Origin of the sequence: Lysinibacillus halotolerans, assembly GCF_003711845.1 — a bacterium.
GTDB classification, from domain to species: Bacteria; Bacillota; Bacilli; order Bacillales_A; family Planococcaceae; genus Ureibacillus; species Ureibacillus halotolerans.
This window is the reverse complement of the sequence record NZ_RHLQ01000001.1, coordinates 67,942-90,647: the sequence shown is the minus strand read 5'-3', so window position 1 is coordinate 90,647 and position 22,706 is coordinate 67,942. Positions and strand designations below refer to the sequence as shown.

Genomic DNA, 22,706 nt, shown 5'->3' with positions numbered 1-22,706 from the left:
CCAGTATACATTTCAAAAAAAAAGAACGCAACAAAAAATGTTACGTTCATAAAAAAGCATTTATTTAGTCAATTCGTTCTCCCGTTAAAACTCCGGATTCCTCTAACATTTCACGCAAATAACGATATTCCGCATCTTGCCAAAACTGCTCATCATAAATAAGCTTTGCAGCATCCTGCCTTGCTACTTCTAACGTTCGATAATCATGGACTAAATCAGCCATTTTAAAATCTGGCAATCCACTCTGTTTCTTTCCAAAGAAATCTCCTGGTCCCCGCAATTCCAAGTCCTTTTCAGCAAGTTTAAAACCATCGTTTGTTTGGGTCATGGACAACATTCGCTCTTTCCCTTCATCTGTTTTCGGGTCTGCGAGCAAAATACAATAGGACTGATGCTGGCCACGCCCAACCCGGCCGCGTAATTGATGAAGCTGAGACAATCCAAATCGGTCGGCATCATAAATAGCCATAAAAGTAGCGTTTGGAACATTTACCCCTACTTCCACGACGGTTGTAGAAACAAGTACATCGATCTTACCTTCTGTAAATGCTCGCATCACTTCATCCTTTTCTTCTGAAAGAAGTCTGCCGTGCATTAAACCTACATTATAGCGACCATTAAAAATCGTCGCCAATTGTTCATATACTTCCACTGCATTTTGAACGTCCAATTTCTCCGATTCTTCAATAAGGGGACAGATTACATAGGCTTGTCTTCCCTGTCGTATTTCTAATTCCATTTTTGAAATGACAGCATTTAATTGTTCTTTCTTCAACCAATGGGTCTCGATTTCTTTACGTCCAGCTGGTAATTCATCGATTATCGAAACGTCCATTTCACCGAATGCAGTAATTGCTAACGTTCTTGGGATTGGAGTTGCAGTCATAAAAAGTACGTCGGGATTCATCCCTTTGTCTCTAAGAATTCTACGCTGTTCTACTCCGAACCGATGTTGCTCATCGGTAATGACAAATCCAAGATTAGAAAAAATAACATCCGGTTGTATTAACGCATGGGTCCCTATTAAAATATTAATTTCTCCATTTTGTAATTGTTCTAATAAAAGCCGTCTTTCTTTCGTTTTAGTAGAACCTGAAAGCAGTGCAATTTTCACCCCAATCGGTTCAAACAACGATTGTAAAGACTTAGCATGTTGTTCAGCTAAAATTTCTGTAGGTGCCATTAAAGCTCCTTGATAGCCCGCTGTAACGGCAGCATAAAGACAAATGGCAGCAACAATCGTCTTACCAGAACCAACATCCCCTTGTAATAGACGATTCATACGATGGGGCTCTTTTAAATCTTTACAAATTTCATTTACGACTCTTTTTTGAGCATTCGTAAGCTCAAATGGAATCCTTTGTATAAATTGACGCACTTTTTGTAAATCATAGGCAATGGCAATGCCCTTTTCATTTTCTTTCCTTGCCTTACGCAAAGATTGAATACGTAATTGGAAATGCAACAGTTCCTCATATACAAAACGTCTTCTAGCCTGTTTCGCCTGGTTTGCATCTTTCGGGAAATGAACTCCTTCCAAAGCATCTAAAATCGGGAGCAACTGATATTGCTCCAAAAGATGCTTCGGAAGTGTTTCATCCATGTCGCCACCGATTACATCTAACGCTTGTCGCATATATTTACGAAACTTATTTTGGTGAATGGATCCCTTTAAACTGTATACCGGTTCAAAATCTGCATTATCGGTTTTCGGGCCAAATTTGATGGATGTACCATTGATGACCTGTCTTCCTCTATCCCATTTCCCTGATACGGTTACGATTGTACCTGGCGTTAATTTTGTTTTTAAATAATTTTGATTAAAAAAAACAACTTTTACGAGATGTCTTCCTGCTAAAACGGTTACTTGAATTCGTGACTTATTTTTCCCTAAATAAAGGACAGAAGGGACACTTTCTACCCTTGCTTCAATGGTTACTTTCTCATTGTGAGGTGTTGTAGCCAAATCCTTCAAACGATAATCTTCATGTCGATATGGAAATGTCCAAATTAAATCTTCTATCGTATAAATTCCCATATCACCGAGGTGATCAGCCGTTTCTTTCCCAATTCCTTTTAAAGCTATAACCGGATCAGTAATACTAGTCAACTTTTACCGCGCTCCCAAAGATTTTCGCAGCAAGAGCCTGACCAGTAGGCGTTGCAGCTAAACCACCACGGGCTGTTTCTTTTAAGCTCGGGTGCATCGTTTGACCGATTCTAAACATCGCTCCAATTACTTCATCACAAGGAATCCGACTTGTTATCCCAGCAAGTGCCATATCAGCGGCAACCATTGCGTTGGCAGCACCCATCGCATTACGTTTTACACACGGCACTTCAACGAGTCCTGCAACGGGGTCACAAACTAATCCAAGCATGTTTTTCAACGTAATAGCAAAGGCTTCTGCACTTTGAGCTGGTGTTCCACCCGCCATTTCTACAATAGCAGCAGCTGCCATCCCTGCAGCAGAACCGACTTCAGCTTGGCAGCCTCCAGCTGCACCAGAAATAAAAGCGTTGTTCGCTACAACAAATCCAAAAGCACCAGAAGTAAATAAAAAGCGAATCATTTGCTCTCTGCTAGGATTCAATTTATTTTTCACGGCAAATAGAGTTCCCGGAACAACTCCAGCTGATCCCGCAGTTGGTGTTGCACAAATTGTTCCCATAGCAGCATTGACTTCATTTGTGGCAACCGCTTTACTTACTGCATCTAACAGTAAGTCTCCAGATAAACTTTTACCTGATGATATATATTTTTGTAGTAATACAGCATCTCCACCTGTTAAACCAGATACGGATTGAACACCATTTAACCCCCGTTCAACCGCCTGCTCCATTACAACTAAGTTTTTATCCATTTGTTCAAAAATGGCTTCCCTTGAACGTCCACTCATGTTCATTTCTTGTTCAATCATAATATCAGAGATGAGCTTATTTTCTTTATCCGCAAGTTCAACCAATTCTCGTACGTTTCGAAATAATACGTCCATCTAGCTCACTCCTAATTGTTAATTTTAGATACTTTCGTAATGTTTGGTATCATTGAAATTTGTTGTATGATGCGATCATCAACATTTTGGTCCACTTCGATGACCATTAATGCGGTTAAACCACGCTCAATTCGCGATACTTCCATATGACCGATGTTGACATGATGCATTGCCAAACAATTGGCAACGTTTGCAATACAACCGGCACGGTCGTCATGAACAACTAGTAAAGCCGGCATACCCCCCGTTAAACGTAGCTTAAATCCATTTACTTCACTGATTTCAATTTTTCCGCCACCGATAGAAATTCCTTCAACCGACAACTCATCTATTTCATCCCCTAAAACAATGCGTGCCGTATTCGGATGCTCCTTATTAGCCGTCTCTGGAATAATTTCAAATTCTAACCCCGCTTCTTTTGCAAGCTCAAAGGACGTTTTAATACGTTCATCAAAAGTATCAAAATCCAGCAATCCACCTACAATCGCTACGTCCGTTCCATGTCCTTTATACGTCTCTGCAAAAGAGCCATATAGATGAATTTTTGCCCATTTAGGTTTTCGACCAAATAAATCTCTCGCCACTCGTCCGATGCGTGCTGCACCAGCCGTATGAGAAGATGAAGGGCCAATCATAACCGGTCCTATGATGTCAAATACAGATGTGAATTTCAACCTATCTCCCCCTTAAACGATTATTCTATTCCAGATTCATAGAAAATCATTTCGATAATGTCTTTTAATTTAAGCCTAGTTTATCATGAACATTCTATGACATTCAAAATAAATAGTTTTCTAAAAATTTGTACACCCACGGTTGTCTTTATAAAAAATATAGCCTTCCCTATAATTTATGAGAAGGCTATCAAGATGGATTATTCGATTGATAAAATAAACGGATATAAGGATTGTTTTCCCTCTACAATTTCTACTTCAGCATCTGGATAATGACTTTCGATAAAGCTTGAAAGTTCATTCGCTTGCTCTGCTGTTGCATCTTCTCCGTATAAAATAGTAATAATTTCTGAATCTTCATCAACTAATTCAGAAACGACCTTTTTTGCTGCCTCTAACATTTTAGGCGTTGATAAAATGATTTTTCCTTCTGCTAAAGCCATATAATCATCTTTGCGAATTTCGACACCATCAATGGAAGTATCACGTACCGCAAAAGTTACCTGGCCAGTCTTCACATGGGAAAACGCCTCAGTCATTCCTTCTTTATTATCTTCTACGGAAGCTTCAGGATTAAAGGCTAAAATAGCAGCCATTCCTTGAGGAATTGTTTTCGTCGGTACGACTGCAGCTTCTATATCTAATAATTCTACAGCCTGCTCAGCAGCCATTAAAATATTTTTGTTATTCGGTAAAATTAATACACGTTCAGCTTCAATTTCTTTCACCGCTTTAACAATATCTTCTGTAGAAGGGTTCATCGTTTGTCCACCTTCTATAACATAAGAAGCGCCGATGCTGCGTAAAAGATTCGCTATTCCTTCACCCATGGCAATCGTTACAACCGCATATGGATGTTTTTCTTTTTTCTTTGCTGGAACCACTGCTGAATCGGAATGGTCATTGACAATAGCAGAATGTTGCTCTCGCATGTTATCTACTTTAATTTTAATTAAGCTACCATATTTTTGACCTGCAGAAAGTACAGCTCCCGGTGTTTCAGAGTGAATATGTACCTTTGCAATTTCGTCATCGGAAACAACTAGTAAAGAATCTCCCATGACATTTAACTCTTCACGGAACTTCATTTCATCAAACGGCTCTTTATCTTTTTCTAATCGAACCATAATTTCAGTACAATAGCCAAAAACAATCTCTTCCGTACTCATAAAATCTTGTGCCCGGTGATGTTCAGCACTAATTAAATCATCAAGGGATGCATCGTTACGTTCTGGAAGCGCTTCACCTTTTAGAGATGCAAGAAAGCCTTCATAAACGAAAAGTAAACCTTGTCCACCACTATCTACTACACCAACTTCTTTTAAAACCGGCAGTAAGTCAGGGGTACGATCCAATGATTTTTTCCCTTCAGCAACTAATGCTTCCACCACTTTAATAATATCAGTTTCCGTTTCTGCAACTTCTACTGCTTTTGCAGCAGCTTCACGGGCAACGGTTAAAATTGTACCTTCTACAGGTTTCATTACAGCTTTATAGGCCGTATCAACACCCGCTTGAAACGCATTTGCTAAGCGATAGGCATCAATTTCTTCTTCTTTTTCTATCGCTTTTCCGAATCCACGGAATAACTGGGACAAAATAACCCCCGAATTTCCTCGGGCTCCCATTAATAATCCTTTTGATAAGCTCTGGGCAGTTTTCCCAATATGTTTTTGTGCATTTACTTCTGTTTCTTTAGCACCAGATGTCATGGACAAATTCATATTCGTACCAGTATCTCCATCGGGAACTGGAAAAACATTTAACGAGTCAACATAACTTGCATTTTGTGATAGGTGATGGGCACCCATCTGCACCATTTCGGCAAATTTGATTCCGTCTAGTGACTTCATCCGATTTAAATCCTCCTCTTACACATTCATAACACGAACGCCTTGAACAAAAATGTTAACTGATTTAACGCTCATACCTAATGTTTTATTTACTGTGTATTTTACTTTTGATTGAACTTGATAGGCTACTTCAGAAATTTTCGTTCCATAACTAACTATAATATACATGTCAATATGAAGGTCTTGTCCTTCTTGACGAATAATAACGCCTTTAGTAAAGTTTTCTTTTCGTAAAATATCTGTTAAACCATCTCGAATTTGGTGTTTTGATGCCATACCAACAATACCGTAGCATTCAATTGCAGCTCCACCAGCTATTTGTGCAATTACATCATTTGAAATATCAATTTGTCCGAAATCATTATTAATTTCTACTGACATAAATTTGCCCCCTTGGCTCTTTTTGACTAATCTATATTGTACTACACAAAAATTCATTATAAAAGAAAACGTTAGCATCCGTCTACTTAATTACTGGAATCCGTCGATTTCCCTTCTATTCCAATATGCTTTATGTATACTATGATAGTGCTTTTATATAGCATTTCCATTTTCTCCGACTTTTTTCTAACTGTAAAGGATTTTTTCTTGAAAGGTTATGTGAAATAGGTTGCAACGATTTGTTGTCTATGTTAAATTATTATAGTATGTGAAATAAAGAACTGAAAAACAATCTTTCAGATTCATCTGTAAGGAGGGAATATACATGCCTAAACAATGTGTAGTAACTGGTCGTAAAACTCGTTCAGGCAACAACCGTTCACACGCTATGAACGCTAACAAACGTACTTGGGGTGCAAACTTACAAAAAGTTCGTATTCTAGTGAATGGTAAACCAAAACGTGTATGGGTATCTGCTCGTGCTCTTAAATCTGGTAAAGTTGAACGCGTATAATCAACTTCCATCATTGAAAACATCGGTTTTTACAAATTATGTAAAAGTCGATGTTTTTTTATGTACTAGAAAAAACTATATTAAAAAAGAACTGCCCTATCAATTTTAGAGGACAGTTCCTTCTTTTTTACTGAAAGTATTCCCAAATGCATTTGTTTTAATTTATAGGCGTTTTGGAAAATCAAATAAGTAATGAAATAAAAATTATTCCTTTTTCTTCTTCTTCCCGCCGCCTGTAAATAAATTAATGCAACTACGTGTAAGGCTACTAACAATTTTCGGCAATTGAAATGTATAAACTCTCAAACGCTGGCCTCCTTTTTAATCACTGCTTCTTATCATTAAACATATGCCTGATGAAAAAGAGATATACCCAAGCTCAGAAATCAATTCATTACTAGTAAAGCGAGATGTACCAATTTCAATTGTTTCATTTGTAGTCTCGTATTTTACACCACGTAATGTCACATTTTCTACTTCCTTTTCATAAGCAAAAAATGAAATATATCGATACTTTTCATCTCGTAATATAGTATGTTTGCCAGGCAATAGTATGCAAATTTCGTTATGGGAGTTTATAATTTTTATTTTTGTTTTTTGATTTAACATTTGAAAGCGATACATGGAACGAATGGCTGCCTCAAAATGATCTAAACGTCCACCTGTTACACCCGTTAAATAGATTTCTGACGGGTCGTATTTCATTGCCTTTAATAAAGCTAAATCGGTGTCCGTTTCATCTTTCTCAGCTTGAACTTTTTCAACGTTTTCAACGAGTGTAGATACTTTGATCCATTCTTCTTCTGATAACGAATCAAAATCTCCGACAATTTCCTTTGGCATAATTCCTTCTTCAATTAAATAAAGAGACCCTCTGTCAGCACCAATAAATATGACATCTTTTAATTGAAACGGTTTAAAAGAACATAGCTCCTGCTTCGGTCCACTAGAACAAATTACAACAGTTGTCATACTATTGAACAACGGCCTCGCCAGCTAATTTAATCTCTTGCAAAGCCTTCGTGCGATCTTCTTTGTTAAATATTGCTGAACCTGCCACAATCATCGTTGCTCCTGCTTTAGCACAAGGTACAACCGTTTCTGCCGTAATTCCACCATCAACTTCAATTTCAATGTTTAATCCACGTTCTTTAATGATTTTAAATAATGCCTCAATTTTTGGAACGACTGAAGAAATAAACTTTTGACCACCAAATCCAGGATTAACGGTCATAAATAATACAAAATCAATATCCTCCAAAATATGTTGAATCGATTCGATTGGTGTATGAGGATTTAATACAACGCCCGGTTTCACATTAAAGGATCGAATCAATTGAATCGTGCGATGCAAATGTCGACATGCTTCCACATGTATTGAGATATAATCAGCACCAGCTTTCGCAAATTGTTCGATATAACTTTCTGGGTTTTCAATCATTAAATGAACATCAAGAGGTAAGTTCGTAATCGGACGTAAAGCTTCCACAACGATAGGACCCATTGTAATATTCGGAACAAAATGGCCGTCCATTACATCGATATGAATGAGTTCAGCTCCTGCCTTTTCTACTTCTTTTACGTCTTGTCCTAATTTTGCAAAATCGGCTGCAAGAATGGATGGTGCAATTTTAATCATCATTAGTACCTCGGCTTTCGATCAAGTATTTCTTGTAAAAATTGTTGATAATGTTCATAGCGGTAAGAAGGAACTTCTTCCCTTTCTAGCGCTCCCTTTACAGCACATTTCGGCTCTTTTATATGCAAGCAACCTCTAAACTTACATCCTTCACTAAGCCGCTCAAATTCAGGGAAACAAGAAGTTAACTCTTCTTTTTCAATTGTATCAAAATCAAAGGAGCTAAAACCAGGTGTATCAGCTAATAACCCACCACAAACTTCAATTAGCTCTACATGGCGGGTTGTATGTTTTCCTCGACCAAGACTGTGGGAAATATCACTTGTTTGTAACTTTAATTCTGGTAATAACGTATTTAGCAAAGTAGATTTACCAACTCCAGATTGACCGGCTAAAACAGAAGTTTTCCCTTCTAAAACCGGTTGCAATCGTTCAAGTAAAGTTTTGTCATTTTTATAAGTTTCAATGATTTCATATCCAATGGATTTGTAATCATCGATATATTTTGTTAACTTAACCCGTTCTTCTTCATCCAATAAATCCATTTTTGTCAAACAAATAATTGGATTTACACGGAATGATTCCAGTACAACTAAAAATCGATCCAATAATATCGTATTAAAATCTGGTTCTTTTACTGAAAAAACTAAAATTGCTTGATCAACGTTAGCAATAGGGGGGCGTACTAATTCGTTCATTCTCGGATGAATTTTCATTATGTAGCCATCCGATTCCCCTTCTTTTGTATAATCGACAAAGTCGCCGACAAGCGGTGATTCCCCTCGATTTCGGAAAACACCGCGCCCTCGGCATTGAATTAACTCACCGTTTTGGTAAACATAATAATAACCGCTTAACGCTTTACGGATTTGGCCTTCAGCCATTTTTTCACTCCTTATTCTGCCCTATCATAGGGTATTGTCTCTTCTGCAATGTTAGTGGAATCACGTTCAATTCGATAGGCCGCTGTTTCTCCCTCAGCAATTTCTAATTGAATTCGATAATTCGTATCCTCCGTTATCGTGAATTCGTCATAAGGCTCCACCATCGAATGGGTCTTGTCTTCAATGAAAATTCGAACTGATTGTATTTCACCTAATTGAAACGGTTCGTAAGGAATTACAATATCTTTATAATACATTTTTACTTGTTTTTCAGCAGGACCTTTAGAAAGAACGACTTCAATTGTTCCGCCTTCTTCTAAACTTGAATTCGCCTTTGGATTTTGGGAAATTACTTCACCAGCGGGAACCGTATCAGAGTTTTCTTCACTATCTATTTCAACATTAAAGCCTGAGCTTTTTTCATACTCTTCTAATTCCGCCTCATCATACCCTGTTAAGTCTGAAACAGTTACTTCATTTTTTCCTTGACTTACTTTTAAAATAATTGTCGTTTCACTCGGAACAACCTCTTCTCCAGCAGAAGGCTGTTGTTCAACAATTGTACCTTCCGGCTCATCCGAATAGACTTGTTGAATATCAAAATCTTGATAATCGCTATTCTCTAAAATTGAAGTGACTTGATTAATTTGTTTTCCAACATAATCATCCACTTCAATTTTTTCATTACCTAAGCTAACAACTAATTCGATTTCTGTCCCTTCAAGACGGCTTAAACCAGCCTTCGGATTCGTTTTTATTACTAACCCTTCTTCTACTTCATCAGAATGGGCTTCTTTTTGTTCACCTATAGCAAATCCTTCACTTTCAAGTATTTCAATGGCTTCTTCAACTTCCATATTCGATACATCAGGAATTTCTATTTTCTTTGGACTTAACAAATTAAAGGCAAGGACAGAACCTAGAATAATAATGGCAATAATGGCCACAATAATGGCTACCATTTTTCGACGATTCTTTTTCTTATTGTTGTTCTTATTATTTTTCTTATCTTTTTCTTTAACAGGTACTTCTTTTTGAGCTTTTTCCGGCTTTACTCGTTCTGCCTTTTCCGTTTTTTGAGAATTCACCTTCGTATTAGCAATGTCGCTAAACGGTAAAGAATCTTTAATAATAGGAATTGCCTTTGTTTCATCATCATCAACGGGTGGTTGGAATTTCTTTTCCGACAAACGTTCTGGAGATAATACTGTTTGTAAGTCCTCTTCCATTTCCTCTACAGAAGAATAACGATGTAGGGGATTTTTAGCTGTTGCCTTCAAAATAACATTTTCCAAACTTTGTGGAATGGATGCGTCCAAAGCTCTTACAGAAGGTGTTTCCGTTTGTAAATGTTTTAATGCGATAGATACTGCCGATTCACCAGAAAACGGTAATTCCCCCGTTAATAACTCATACAACACAATCCCTAACGAATAAATATCCGATTGATTCGTCGCAGTACCACCCCGTGCTTGTTCAGGAGATAAATAATGGACTGTTCCAATAACAGAGTTTGTTTTCGTATAGCTTGTAGCACTTAAAGAAGTTGCGATCCCAAAGTCTGTTACTTTCACATTTCCTTCATTATCCACTAAAATGTTTTGCGGTTTAATATCACGATGAATAATTTGATTTTCATGGGCATGGGCAATGGCAGAAGTTAATTGTTTCATAATTTGAACACTTCTAGCTGGTGATAAAGGCGAAAACTCATTTATGTATTGTTTTAATGTTTTGCCTTTTATATATTCCATGACGATGTAGTGCATATCTTGATCTTCCCCAACATCGTAAATACTAACGATATTTGGATGAGTTAAACTTGTCGCCGATAATGCTTCCCTTTGAAAACGCCGATGAAATTCTTCTTCGTTTGACGCATCATAACGTAAAACTTTAACCGCCACATCACGATTTAAAATCATATCATGAGCCAAATAAACATTCGACATTCCACCGCCGCCGATAAGCTCCAGTATTTTATAACGGTCATTAATTCTTTTTCCCTTTAGCATAGTTACACCTCCTCATCGTTCATTGATAATAAAATGACCGATATATTATCTTCTCCACCTGAATCGTTTGCTAACTGCACTAGTTTTTTTCCTTTATTTTCAATTGAAAGGGGTAAAGTTAGAATAGCAGCCATTTCATCAGTTGAAATTTTATTACTTAAACCGTCTGAACAAATTAATAAATAGGACGGTTGAAATAGGCTTAATTCGTAAAAATCAGGTTCTATCGTCGATTCAGTTCCAAGGGATTTTACGATAAAGTTTTTTTGCGGATGGTTTTCTGCTTCCTCTTCACTAATTTCTCCATTCTCAACTAGTAAATTAACGTAAGAATGATCTCTTGTAACAAGAGATACATTTTCAGAAGTAAAATAATAAACTCTACTATCTCCGATATGGCCAATTAAACATTGATTACCGTCGATTAAAACCGCGATTAATGTTGTCCCCATACCTTGGCAACCTTCAGTAATGAGAGAGTGATTATATATTTTTTCATTGATTGCTTTAATCACTTCCAACATCCATTGTTTTTTTGCTTCAATCGTGTTTAATTGTGTGACATTTACATTAAGAAAGTGGGTTTTCATTTCCTCAATCGCCATTTCACTGGCCACATCACCAGCATTATGTCCACCCATACCATCTGCTAATATCGCAAGTTTAAAGGAATCGGGATGCTCTAAAAAAGCAACCCGATCTTCATTTACCATCCGTTTTCGTCCAATATCACTTTCGACTGTATACTTCACAGTAGTCACCCACCTACTTTATTTCATCTTGGCGTTCTTGCGCTCGTAACTGGCCGCATGCTGCTGCAATATCAGCACCTTGTTCACGACGAATTGTTACGTTAATTCCACGTTTCTTCAAAGTTTTTTCAAAGGCAAATATACTGCTACGTGAAGTTCTTACATAATCACGCTCTGGTACATAGTTAATAGGAATTAAATTAACATGACACTTAATCCCTTTAATTAAATCCGCTAATTCCTCTGCCACTTCAACAGAATCATTTTCACCTGACATTAAACCATATTCAAAACTTACACGACGACCCGTTTTCTTCGTATAATAACGTACCGCTTCTAAAAGTTCATCAAGTTTATAGGCGCGAGCAATAGGCATTAATTTTTGACGTGCTTCTTGGTTTGGTGCGTGTAAAGAAACAGCGAAATTAATTTGTAATTCTTCATCTGCAAATTTGTAAATCTTCGGTACGATTCCTGATGTGGAAACGGTAATATGACGAGCACCGATATTTAATCCTTTATCATTATTGATGACCTTTAAGAAATTCATCATCGCATCATAGTTATCAAACGGTTCCCCAATTCCCATGATAACGATATGGGATACCCGTTCACCTGCTTCATCTAATTCTTTTTGTACTTTTACAACTTGCTCTACAATTTCACCTGCTAATAAATGACGTTTTAAACCACCAAGGGTTGATGCACAAAATGTACAGCCAATACGACAGCCAACTTGCGTTGTTACACAAACAGAATTTCCATAATCATGGCGCATTAATACCGTTTCAATGGAATAACCATCTTGAAGTTGGAATAAAAACTTAATCGTTCCATCTTTCGATTCTTGTTTAATGATGGTTGATAGTGTTGTTAAAGCAAAGTTTTCTTTTAATTTTTCACGAAGGGATTTTGATAGATTCGACATTTCGTCGAAGGTTTTCACTCGTTTATCATATAACCATTCATAAATTTGACCAGCTCGGAAAGGTTTCTCCCCATTCTCTTTCAACCATTCTTGTAACTCATCAATTCTTAACGAATAAATGGATTCCTTTAGTTGAGGTTTTTCTTTTTTCACACGTCGAGCTGGCTTTTGTTCAGCCTCTTCTACTAGGTCTTGAATACGTTCATTAAATTTATTTTGATCCATTTGTGTTAGGATTCTCCTTTTTTATTTCTAACTAATCTTGCTTTTTTCTAAAAGTTGCTACAAAGAAACCATCGCTGCCGAAATCTTGAGGGAATACTTGTAGCATTCCACTTTGACTGCGATCTACAAGTTCCTTCGGTAAATTTTCTATTTCAATCGATTCCATTTCTGGATGGGTCGCTAAAAATGCCGATACAGTGTCTTCATTTTCTTCCTTATTGACTGTACAAGTGCTATAAACTAATCGCCCACCTTTTTTAAGGACTTTCACAGCATTGTTTAATAGTTCAAGCTGAATCGTATGGAGGCGAGACAAGTCTTCTTCCCGTTTTGTATATTTAATGTCCGGTTTACGTCTCATCACACCTAATCCTGAGCAAGGAGCATCAACTAAAACGGCATCAAAGGATTCAGCTTGTAAAAGTTCCGCAGCCTTCCGACCATCGATTGGTGCCGTTTGAATAATATCTAACCCTAAGCGGACACTTGTTTCGTCGATTAAATCTAATTTATGTGGGTGTAAATCTGTTGCTAAAATAGAACCTTCATTGGCCATTAATTCAGCCATATGAGTTGTTTTTCCGCCTGGTGCCGCACACATATCAAGGACACGCCATCCTCGTTTTGGATTTAACGCATTTGCCGGCATCATCGAACTTTCATCTTGAATCGTAATAAAACCATCTTTAAATGCTTTTGTCCTCGATGGTTGACCTGTTAAGAAATGTAAACACTCAGGCATTATTTTACTTTGTTTTGCTGAAACACCTTCTTGTTCCAGCATTAAAAGTACTTCTTGAACCGATGCTTTTGTCATATTCACTCGAACGGTTGGAATTGGTGGAACATTGTTTTCTTGTAACATTTCTGTTGTGCGCTCAAGACCATAAGAATTAATAAATCGCTCGACTAGCCATTTTGGATGACTCGTTTCAATAGCTAATCGATGAATAGGATCCGTAATCCCCTCTGTTGAACGTACACCTTGACGTAAAATCGACCGGAGGATGCCATTTACTAATGAAGCGATTCCTTTATGTCCTCTACGTTTTGCAATTTCCACTGATTCATTCACGACCGCATGATCAGGAACCCTGTCTAAGTACAGCATTTGATATAGGGAAAGGCGAAGAAGCCAATTTACCCAAAGGTCTATTTTCCCGCGGATAAAAGGCTCTAAATAATAATCTAATGTATATTTATGTTGCAAGGTTCCGTAAGTTAATTCGGTTAGAAGGGCTCGATCTTTTGCTTCAATTTTATATTTATTAATCGTTTGATTAAGTAGTAAATTACTGTATGCTTGATCTTTATCAACTGCTAAAAGGATGGCTAATGCGGCATCGCGCACATTACCGTTCCAAATTGGTACTTTCTTTTTTGTCATTCAAATTGGTCCCCTATCACAAGTTTTGACCCCGTTCCGCGCAAGTAATCTTGCGCCGTCATCCGTTTTTTGCCCGCTGGTTGAAGTTCAAAAACAATGATTGTTTTTCCGTCACCACAAGCGACCTCAAAACTATCTTTATTAATTTTCACAACTTTACCTGGCGCATCCTTTGTTAAAGTATCTCCCTCTTTAACTAACCAAATTTTCACATTCTCACCTTGAAAAGTTGTGTAAGCGGTTGGCCATGGCGTTAATCCACGAACTTGATTAAAAACAGTTCTTGCACTATTGGACCAATGAATTCGTTCTTGCTCCCTTGAAATATTATGGGCAAAGGTTACCTTTTCTTCATCTTGTGGAATACGTTCATTTTTCCCTTCAATAATAAGGGGTAACGTAGATTTTAAAAGATCTCTTCCGACAAGGCTTAATTTTTCAAACATAGTACCTGTATTATCAGTATCCTCAATAGCAATCTCAGCCTGAGAAATAATATCCCCCGCATCTAATTTTTCCGCCATGTACATAATCGTTACGCCGGTTTTCTCTTCCCCATCTATAATTGCTTGATGGATTGGTGCTCCACCACGATATTTCGGTAATAAAGATGCATGAACATTAATACAACCGAAACGAGGTGCATCAAGTAAAGTCTTTGGTAAAATTTGACCAAAGGCAGCAGTTATGACAATATCAGGATTTAACGATAAAATTTGTTCCAATTCTTGAGAACCACGTAATTTTTCTGGTTGGATGACAGGTAAACCTAAACGTAATGCTTCTTCTTTTACAGGAGGAGGTGTTAATACCTTTTTCCGGCCGACCGGGCGATCGGGTTGAGTGACGACTGCTAATACGTCATACCCTTCCTCATGAATCATTCGTAATATAGGTACTGAAAAAGAAGGTGTCCCCATAAATACAACTGAAGTCATTTTTACTCCTCCTCACCATACATTTCTGCTAGCTCTTCCTCCGGTACAACACGAATTAATTTTGAATCAAATAAAACCCCATCTAAATGGTCAATTTCGTGTAAAATGGCACGAGCATCAAAACCGCCAGCTTCCAATTCGTATACTCTTCCTTCACGATCACAAGCTTCAATTTTTACATATGTCGGTCTTTCTACTTCTCCAAAAAGATTTGGAAAGCTTAAACACCCTTCTATATCAACTTCTGACCCAGAAGTTTCTAAAATAGTTGGATTAATCATTTCTAATATATCTCGTTCTCCACCTAATTCAACAATTGCTACACGTAATGGAACATTAATTTGAGGCGCCGCTATTCCAACACCATCATATTCCACCATTGTGTCGTATAGGTCATCAAGAAGTGTAATAATTTCTTCGTTAATTACTGTAACTTCTTTACATTTTTCTGTTAGTACCTTTGCAGGATGTTTTACAACTTCTTTAATTGCCATTATTTTACCTCTTTCTACACTTCTTTAAGCAGCAAGGAAATATTCCTAACCAAAAAATCGTTTAAATCATTGTTGGATCTAAATCAACAGTCAGGATAATTCCCTTTTTAATCCAATCCGAACGGTATAACTTAATAAGTTGTAATAATGTCGGGATTAAATTTGGTTCTATTTTGTATTTTATCAAACATTGATAGCGATATCTATTTTGGAGACGACTGATTCCAGCTGTAGTCGGCCCAATGATGGAAATGTTAAAGGACAGTTTTGAACGTAACCAATCAGCAGCTTTTCCAGCATATTCCGCCGCCATCATGACATCATGATGGGATATTTGAATTAACGCTAAATAGTAATATGGAGGGTATCCAGCTTGATGACGCATATGCATTTCCCGTTCATAAAACGGTTCATACTCCTGGGACTTAGCTAATTCAATAGCATAATGTTCTGGTGTATATGTTTGAATGACTACTTCCCCTGGCTTACTATGTCGTCCAGCTCGTCCACTTACTTGAGTTAATAATTGGAATGTCTTTTCCGCAGCACGGAAATCTGGTAAATGGAGAGATGTATCCGCACTTAACACCCCTACTAATGTAATATTTGGATAATCAAGTCCTTTAGCAATCATTTGAGTGCCTAATAAAATATCCGCTTCCCCGTCACCAAAGGCTTGCAATAGTTGCTCGTGGGACCCCTTAGTTTTCGTCGTATCCACATCCATTCTTAACACTCTAGCTTCAGGAAATAATTTTGCAATCTCTTCTTCCACTTTTTGTGTTCCTGTACCAAAAAATCGGATATGATCACTTTGACATTGGGGGCATGTTTTAGGGACATGAATTTCATAGCCACAATAATGACATTTACATTTTTCATTACTACGATGGTAAGTTAATGAAATGTCACAGTTTTCACATTGGAGAACCGTTCCACAGTCTCTACAAAGAACAAAGGCCGAATAACCTCTACGATTTAAAAATAAAACGATTTGTTCTTTTCTTTCTAATCGAATTCGAATGGATTCTACTAATTGTTGAGAAAACATCGAACGATTTCCCTGTTTCAATTCATCTCGCATATCGACTACTTGAACAGTTGGTAATGACTGTTTTAAAGCACGTTCTTTTAATGTTAATAATGTATAAACCTTTTTCTTTGAGCGGGCAAAGGATTCTAATGATGGTGTGGCACTGCCTAATATAACTGGACATGAGTGGTAATTACTACGCCAAATCGCTACGTCTCTTGCATGATATCGTGGTGAATCTTCTTGTTTGTAAGTGGACTCATGCTCTTCATCTAAAATAATGATACCTACATTTTCAAAAGGAGCAAAAATAGCGGAACGGGCCCCGACAACAACTTTTACTTTCCCTTGATGTACCTTTCTCCACTCATCATATTTTTCACCAACGGATAATCCGCTGTGCATGACCGCAACTAGCTCTCCAAAACGGGAACGGAATCGCTCCGTCATTTGAGGGGTTAAGGAAATTTCCGGAACAAGTACAATCGCTTCTTTTCCTTCTTCTAAACATTTAGCAATCGCTTGTAAATATACTTCCGTTTTCCCACTACCTGTAATACCGTGCAATAAAAAGGTTTCAGGTTGTTTACGGTTCATTGCATCAGTTATTTTATAAAGGGCCGTAGACTGCTCATCTGTTAAATTTAAAAAATCTGTTTTTTTCACATCTTTTGTAAATGGATCACGGTACACTTCTTGTTGAATAAAAGAAGCGGCACCTAATTCAATTACAGCCTGTAACACTTGAGAAGATGTATTTAATTCTTTATAAATAATATCGGGCTCCATTATTTCCCCTACATGATTGAACATCCACTCCACAAGGAGCTTTTGTTTTTTAGCCCGTTTCGAAATGTTGTTAAAGATTTCAGTTAATGTTTCACGTTCTGGACAAATTCGTACTTTTCTTACTTCCTTCACTTTTCCCTTTTGTTGCACGACATTTTCCAAAGAAACCATTTTTTCTTTTAATGCTTTCTTAATGTCCGGAAGTAGATTATTTTTTTCAAATTGTTTCAAATATACCCGTTCAGATTTCTCAAACCATTCTTTTAATGAAGATGGTAAATGTTCAACATCCGTTTGCAATGTAATAACCTTTTCATATTTTGCACGCAAAGCAGAAGGTAGCATAACTTGCAAAGCATCAATTTCGTAACAAATTGTTTCATTTTTTAACCATTTGGCCAACTGTAACATTTCACCCGTTAAAACAGGTTCAATATCAAGTATTTGAGTAATAGGCTTAATCTTTTCAAGAGGAACATCTGTATCGTTTTTTAACGCCACAACAAATCCAAGTACATTTCGTGGTCCAAATGGTACTTTTACTCGACTACCGCACTCCATAATATTTGTCATTTCTGCAGGGACTAAATAATCGAAGGGGCGATCGACAGGATAGGCTGCGACATCTACGATTACCTCCGCAACGGTTATCATCCCTTTTTCGCTTCCCCTTCAAAAAATTCGACCACAATTTGTGTAATTTTTTCTGGTTCTTCTAAACGACCCTTTCCAACATACCCACACGCTAAAAAACCTTCCGACGGTTCGATAAATGAACAACCATCTTCTGCTAATTGAGCAATATTTCGTTTCACAGCTGGATGATCATACATATGTACATTCATGGCTGGAGCAAGCCAAACGGGACAAGTTGCTGCAAGTAAAGTAGTTGTGACCATATCGTCTGCAATACCATTTGCCAATTTTCCGATGACATTAGCCGTTGCTGGCGCTACTAAAATTAAATCAGCCCAATCCGCTAAATCAATATGGGCTATGACCTTTGAATCTTTTTCATCAAATGTATCGTAATAAACGTCGTTTTTAGACATCACTTGAAAACTTAATGGTGTGACAAATTTACGAGCTGACTCTGTCATAATGACTTTCACATTAAAATTTGCCTGTGTTAGTTTACTTACAAGGGCTACCGCTTTATAAACCGCAATGCCACCTGACACACATAATAATATATTTTTTTGCATGACTCACTCATCCTTTCAAATGACAAGCTCCCAAAGAATAATTCTCCGGGAGCTAATAGATCGTCATATCTTCAACTAATTATAAACAAAAAACCATTTAGAACTTCAATGAAAACGACTTAAACAAATAGAAGTTACTTCGTAAACTTTCTGAAATTAAATTTCGTCCTCGTAAATTGTAGAAGCATCTTGTTTCTCTTTCTTTAATAGACCAGCTGCTACTTCTTCTAAAGCTTTCCCTACTGGTTTATGGGAAACGTAGGATTCTAATTGCTCGTCACCTTGTTCTTGCATTTGACGAGCACGTTTTGATGCAAGACTTACTAAAGAATATTTTGAATCGATTTTACTTTTTAAAGCATCAACAGATGGGTACAACATAAAATTATTCTCCTCTCAACATAGACAAATATCTTTTTTCAACACGGTCACGACGACAATGTTCCGCAACAATGATAGCATTTATTTTATCACATGCATTCTGAATTTCATCATTTTCTACAACGTAATCATATAAACTCATCATTTCGAGCTCTTCCCGTGCTGTTTCAATTCTTTTTTTAATAATTTCCTCTGTTTCAGTACCGCGTCCAATTAAACGATTCTGTAACTCGGTAATACTTGGGGGTGCTAAAAATATAAAGAGGGCTTCAGGAGCTTTTTCACGAATTTGTGCCGCTCCTTGAACTTCTATTTCTAAAAATACATCTCGGCCTGCATCCAATGTTTCATTGACATAAGCAAGCGGAGTCCCATAGTAGTTACCAACAAACTCGGCATGTTCTAACAAACCGCCTTCTTCGATAAGCGTTTCAAACTCTTCCCGAGTTTTAAAAAAGTAATCCACACCATCGACTTCACCTTCACGCGGAGCACGAGTTGTCATTGAAATCGAATATTCATAATTTGTGCCGGCCTTTGAAAAAAGTTCTTTACGTACTGTCCCTTTACCGACACCGGATGGGCCCGATAGAACAATTAATAAGCCTCGTTCTTTTCTCATTGTTCTCAACTTCTCCCTTGCTAAACTACTATTACAATTATTTTATGATGTTCCTTATTAGAAACATTAGAAATGACTGGAGTAGTCGAATCGTCTAAACGTTAATTCGACTCCATTCACAAACTTCAATGAGCATGAAAACTCGTTCCTAAAAAAATTCCATATAACAGCATAAACCAATTATTCAATATTTTGTACTTGTTCTCGCATTTTTTCTAAAATTGTTTTTGCTTGAACAACTTCAATTGAAATATCAGCATTTTGATTTTTAGAGCCAATTGTATTAATTTCACGATGCATCTCTTGCATTAAAAAGTCTAGCTTGCGGCCAACTGAATTCGCTTCTTCCAGCGTTCCTTCTAATTGTTTAAAATGACTTTCAAGGCGATCCAATTCTTCTGCAATATCTACTTTTTCTGCGAAAATAGCGACTTCTGCAAGTATACGTTCATCTATACTATCTAAATGAACAACTTCCATAATTCGTTCATTTAATTTCGCTCGATATTTATTTACCGAATCAGTGGATAGAGCACGAATTTGCTGAATATGTTCTTTTAATTGAGTATTATAGCACAATAAAGCGTTTTTTAACTGATTACCTTCTAACTCACGCATTTCAACTAATTTTTCGGCTGCTTCTTTTACAGCATCTTCAATAGCTTCTTTTATTTCTTCTGGCGTCAACTCTTGTTTTTCATACGTCAACGCATTTTCCAAAGAAAGCAGTTCTTGCATAGACCATTTTTCATCAAAGGGGACTACTGAGCTTAATTGCTCCTTTGCCTGTTTATAAGCTTCAATTAATGGCCAATTGATTTGAATAGATAGAGAATCGTTCCCTAAGGATTTCAAATTTACAACGACATCTAATTTTCCCCGCTGTACATATTGGGATAATAGTTTTTTAGTAGCTATTTCAGCTTCTAGCCAGTCCTTAGGAAATTTTGTATAAACTTCTAAAAAACGATGATTTACAGAACGAACTTCAACAGTTAGTTGATAGTTATTCGTAGTTGTGACACCTCTGCCAAAACCAGTCATACTACGCACCAAGGTTCGTCACACCTTTCTTTGCATACTATTTTTAGTATAACACATCCTGAGCCTTAATTTAATGTTAGACGTATGCAAAAAGTAAATGTTGAATGCAACGATAAAGAACTATAGTATAATATGTTATATATTTTTGTCTTTGAACTACATTTTATAATGAAATATCGTTGTAAATGAAGTCTTACTAATTTTTATATGGATTTCTAACCATATAGGATTGATCGAAGATTACGTGAAAGAAGAAAAGAGGAAATAACATGGCTTTTGATGGCTTATTTACAATAGCAATGGCAAATGAATTAAAACAATTAGAAACAGGTCGTATTACGAAAATTCATCAGCCAAACGCCCTTGAAATTATGTTACATATTCGTGCTAAAGGGGAGAATTATAAACTATTATGTTCGATTCACCCGGCCTATGCGCGGGTTCATTTAACAGAACATTCGATTGATAACCCAGCTGAACCACCAATGTTTTGTATGCTTTTAAGAAAACATATTGAAGGCGGTATTATTCATACAATTTCAACCGATTCCTTTGAACGAATTTTAACTTTTAATATCGAAAGTAAAAATGAAATTGGAGATCAAGTTTTTCGCAAGTTGACAGTCGAGATTATGGGGCGTCACAGCAATATTATGTTAATCGATGATGAAAACGATAAAATTATTGATAGTTTAAAACATCTACCACCATCTGTTAATAGTTATCGTACCGTCTTACCCGGTCAACCGTATATTGCCCCTCCAAAACAAAATAAAGTCAATCCAGCTACGATGACCGATGACGAAATACAACAATTTTTCGCAGAAGAAAAAACAGCAAAACACGTTGTTGAGCATTTAAAAGGGTTTTCACCTATTCATGCAAACGAACTTTTATATCGTATAAAACAAAATGATATACTTCCTACTTTTAAAACTTTTTTAGAAGAAATTGTTGCTGGTGCACATCCCACTTATATAGAAGTAGATAAAAAAACTTATTTTTCACCAACAACATTAACCCACTTGAAAGGTCAAAAAACCCAATATGAGTCATTAAGCACCTTATTAGATCGGGTATTTTATGCCCGGGCTGAACGGGATCGGGTAAAGCAGCAGGCTGGAGATTTGGAACGTTGGCTTCAAAACGAACGCAATAAATTAACTTTAAAATTAAAAAAACTTCAAAAAGATTTGGATAATGCTTCGAATCTAGATAAATTTCAACTTTATGGTGAACTCTTAATGGCCCATTTATATCAATTCGAAAAGGGTATGAAAGAAGTAACCGTAACGAACTACTACAGTGAGAACGGGGAGCAAATAACAATACCTTTAAGCGTTAGAAAAACACCAGTTGAAAATGCCCAAAGTTATTACACGAAATATAATAAAGCAAAAAATGCTTTAGTTATGGTAAAAGAACAAATCGAAAAAACGGAAGATGAAATTCAGTACTTTGATATGTTAATGGCACAAGTGCATCAAGCATCCCCTTCGGATATAGAGGAAATTCGCGAAGAATTAGCGGAACAAGGTTACTTAAAAATGCGCAATAGTAAACGGAAGAAAAAGCCGACTAAACCTTCTCCAGAACAATTTGTATCCTCTTCTGGAATCCCCATTTCCGTTGGGAAAAATAATAAACAAAATGATTATTTAACTTTTAAAATAGCAAAAAAGACAGACATTTGGTTGCATACAAAAGATATTCCAGGATCCCATGTCGTTATCCATTCCAATGAACCAGATGACAAAACTTTATTTGAGGCTGCCACTTTAAGTGCTTATTTTAGTAAAGCTCGCGATTCTTCTTCAGTTCCCGTTGACTATACGGAAATTCGGCAAGTGAAAAAACCGAATGGAGCAAAGCCTGGCTTCGTTATTTATTTCGAACAAAAAACCCTTTTTGTAACACCCGACGAAGAGCTCGTACTAAAACTAAAAAAATAA

21 protein-coding genes and 1 pseudogene are annotated in these 22,706 nt (G+C 36.9%); 2 read left to right on the top strand and 20 right to left on the bottom strand.

Translation table 11 applies throughout. From position 1 onward, the window contains the following. Positions 1 to 64: 64 nt before the first annotated feature. From recG to EC501_RS00420, 5 genes are all read right to left on the bottom strand, one after another. A complete protein-coding gene (gene recG, locus EC501_RS00440; RefSeq protein ID WP_122970321.1) occupies positions 65 to 2,110 on the bottom strand; it encodes an ATP-dependent DNA helicase RecG in 2,046 nt (681 codons plus the stop codon). After that, positions 2,103 to 2,996, bottom strand: a complete 894-nt coding sequence (gene sdaAA, locus EC501_RS00435; RefSeq protein WP_122970320.1) for an L-serine ammonia-lyase, iron-sulfur-dependent, subunit alpha — start codon at positions 2,994 to 2,996, stop codon at positions 2,103 to 2,105. Before sdaAA ends, recG begins: the two co-directional genes overlap by 8 nt. Positions 2,997 to 3,007: 11 nt before the next feature. Continuing rightward, positions 3,008 to 3,670, bottom strand: a complete 663-nt coding sequence (gene sdaAB, locus EC501_RS00430; protein WP_122970319.1) for an L-serine ammonia-lyase, iron-sulfur-dependent subunit beta — start codon at positions 3,668 to 3,670, stop codon at positions 3,008 to 3,010. Between the two features lie 200 nt (positions 3,671 to 3,870). Further along, entirely contained in the window at positions 3,871 to 5,523 is a 1,653-nt protein-coding gene (locus EC501_RS00425) for a DAK2 domain-containing protein (protein ID WP_122970318.1), read from the bottom strand. Between the two features lie 18 nt (positions 5,524 to 5,541). Continuing rightward, positions 5,542 to 5,904 (bottom strand): Asp23/Gls24 family envelope stress response protein, encoded by a 363-nt coding sequence (locus tag EC501_RS00420; RefSeq protein WP_122970317.1) that lies wholly within the window; start codon positions 5,902 to 5,904, stop codon positions 5,542 to 5,544. A 325-nt stretch (positions 5,905 to 6,229) separates the two neighbouring features. Between EC501_RS00420 and rpmB the strand changes: the two genes are divergently transcribed. Beyond that, positions 6,230 to 6,418: a 50S ribosomal protein L28 gene (gene rpmB / locus EC501_RS00415; protein WP_036202868.1), complete on the top strand. Its 189-nt coding sequence runs from the start codon at positions 6,230 to 6,232 to the stop codon at positions 6,416 to 6,418. A 204-nt stretch (positions 6,419 to 6,622) separates the two neighbouring features. Here the strand turns inward: rpmB and EC501_RS00410 are convergent, their stop codons facing one another. The 15 genes and pseudogenes from EC501_RS00410 to EC501_RS00340 form a co-directional block, all read right to left on the bottom strand. After that, positions 6,623 to 6,724 (bottom strand): stage V sporulation protein SpoVM, encoded by a 102-nt coding sequence (locus EC501_RS00410; RefSeq protein WP_122970316.1) that lies wholly within the window; start codon positions 6,722 to 6,724, stop codon positions 6,623 to 6,625. Between the two features lie 15 nt (positions 6,725 to 6,739). Beyond that, the gene (locus EC501_RS00405) at positions 6,740 to 7,390 is read right to left on the bottom strand and encodes a thiamine diphosphokinase (protein WP_122970315.1); all 651 of its coding nucleotides are present in this window, start codon (positions 7,388 to 7,390) and stop codon (positions 6,740 to 6,742) included. A 1-nt stretch (position 7,391) separates the two neighbouring features. Beyond that, positions 7,392 to 8,057 carry a ribulose-phosphate 3-epimerase gene (gene rpe, locus EC501_RS00400; RefSeq protein WP_122970314.1) on the bottom strand — a complete coding sequence of 222 codons (666 nt, stop codon included), beginning with the start codon at positions 8,055 to 8,057 and terminating at the stop codon, positions 7,392 to 7,394. A 2-nt stretch (positions 8,058 to 8,059) separates the two neighbouring features. Beyond that, on the bottom strand, positions 8,060 to 8,941 hold the full coding sequence (gene rsgA, locus EC501_RS00395; RefSeq protein WP_122970313.1) for a ribosome small subunit-dependent GTPase A: 882 nt from the start codon (positions 8,939 to 8,941) through the stop codon (positions 8,060 to 8,062). 11 nt (positions 8,942 to 8,952) lie between these two features. Then, positions 8,953 to 10,956 (bottom strand): Stk1 family PASTA domain-containing Ser/Thr kinase, encoded by a 2,004-nt coding sequence (pknB, locus tag EC501_RS00390; RefSeq protein ID WP_122970312.1) that lies wholly within the window; start codon positions 10,954 to 10,956, stop codon positions 8,953 to 8,955. Positions 10,957 to 10,958: 2 nt separating this feature from the next. Then, entirely contained in the window at positions 10,959 to 11,708 is a 750-nt protein-coding gene (locus EC501_RS00385) for a Stp1/IreP family PP2C-type Ser/Thr phosphatase (RefSeq protein ID WP_122970311.1), read from the bottom strand. Between the two features lie 13 nt (positions 11,709 to 11,721). Further along, entirely contained in the window at positions 11,722 to 12,861 is a 1,140-nt protein-coding gene (gene rlmN / locus EC501_RS00380; protein WP_122970310.1) for a dual-specificity RNA methyltransferase RlmN, read from the bottom strand. Positions 12,862 to 12,892: 31 nt separating this feature from the next. Next, complete coding sequence (gene rsmB / locus EC501_RS00375) at positions 12,893 to 14,248, bottom strand: 16S rRNA (cytosine(967)-C(5))-methyltransferase RsmB (protein ID WP_122970309.1); 1,356 nt, start codon at positions 14,246 to 14,248, stop codon at positions 12,893 to 12,895. Next, entirely contained in the window at positions 14,245 to 15,186 is a 942-nt protein-coding gene (fmt, locus tag EC501_RS00370; protein WP_122970308.1) for a methionyl-tRNA formyltransferase, read from the bottom strand. The genes rsmB and fmt overlap by 4 nt, the downstream gene beginning before the upstream one ends. 2 nt (positions 15,187 to 15,188) lie before the next feature. Beyond that, positions 15,189 to 15,680: a peptide deformylase gene (gene def, locus EC501_RS00365; protein WP_122970307.1), complete on the bottom strand. Its 492-nt coding sequence runs from the start codon at positions 15,678 to 15,680 to the stop codon at positions 15,189 to 15,191. 61 nt (positions 15,681 to 15,741) lie between these two features. Beyond that, positions 15,742 to 18,156, bottom strand: coding sequence for a primosomal protein N' (priA, locus tag EC501_RS00360; protein WP_122970306.1), 2,415 nt, complete (start codon positions 18,154 to 18,156; stop codon positions 15,742 to 15,744). A 5-nt stretch (positions 18,157 to 18,161) separates the two neighbouring features. Beyond that, positions 18,162 to 18,707: pseudogene (gene coaBC / locus EC501_RS00355) on the bottom strand (bifunctional phosphopantothenoylcysteine decarboxylase/phosphopantothenate--cysteine ligase CoaBC); the annotation flags it as partial. A gap of 156 nt (positions 18,708 to 18,863) precedes the next feature. Further along, complete coding sequence (gene rpoZ / locus EC501_RS00350) at positions 18,864 to 19,088, bottom strand: DNA-directed RNA polymerase subunit omega (RefSeq protein WP_122970304.1); 225 nt, start codon at positions 19,086 to 19,088, stop codon at positions 18,864 to 18,866. Positions 19,089 to 19,092: 4 nt separating this feature from the next. Continuing rightward, complete coding sequence (gmk, locus tag EC501_RS00345) at positions 19,093 to 19,710, bottom strand: guanylate kinase (RefSeq protein ID WP_122970303.1); 618 nt, start codon at positions 19,708 to 19,710, stop codon at positions 19,093 to 19,095. A 180-nt stretch (positions 19,711 to 19,890) separates the two neighbouring features. Next, positions 19,891 to 20,766, bottom strand: a complete 876-nt coding sequence (locus EC501_RS00340; protein ID WP_122970302.1) for a YicC/YloC family endoribonuclease — start codon at positions 20,764 to 20,766, stop codon at positions 19,891 to 19,893. A gap of 257 nt (positions 20,767 to 21,023) precedes the next feature. On the opposite strand from EC501_RS00340, the gene EC501_RS00335 reads away from it, so the two are divergent. Beyond that, positions 21,024 to 22,706 carry an Rqc2 family fibronectin-binding protein gene (locus EC501_RS00335; RefSeq protein ID WP_122970301.1) on the top strand — a complete coding sequence of 561 codons (1,683 nt, stop codon included), beginning with the start codon at positions 21,024 to 21,026 and terminating at the stop codon, positions 22,704 to 22,706.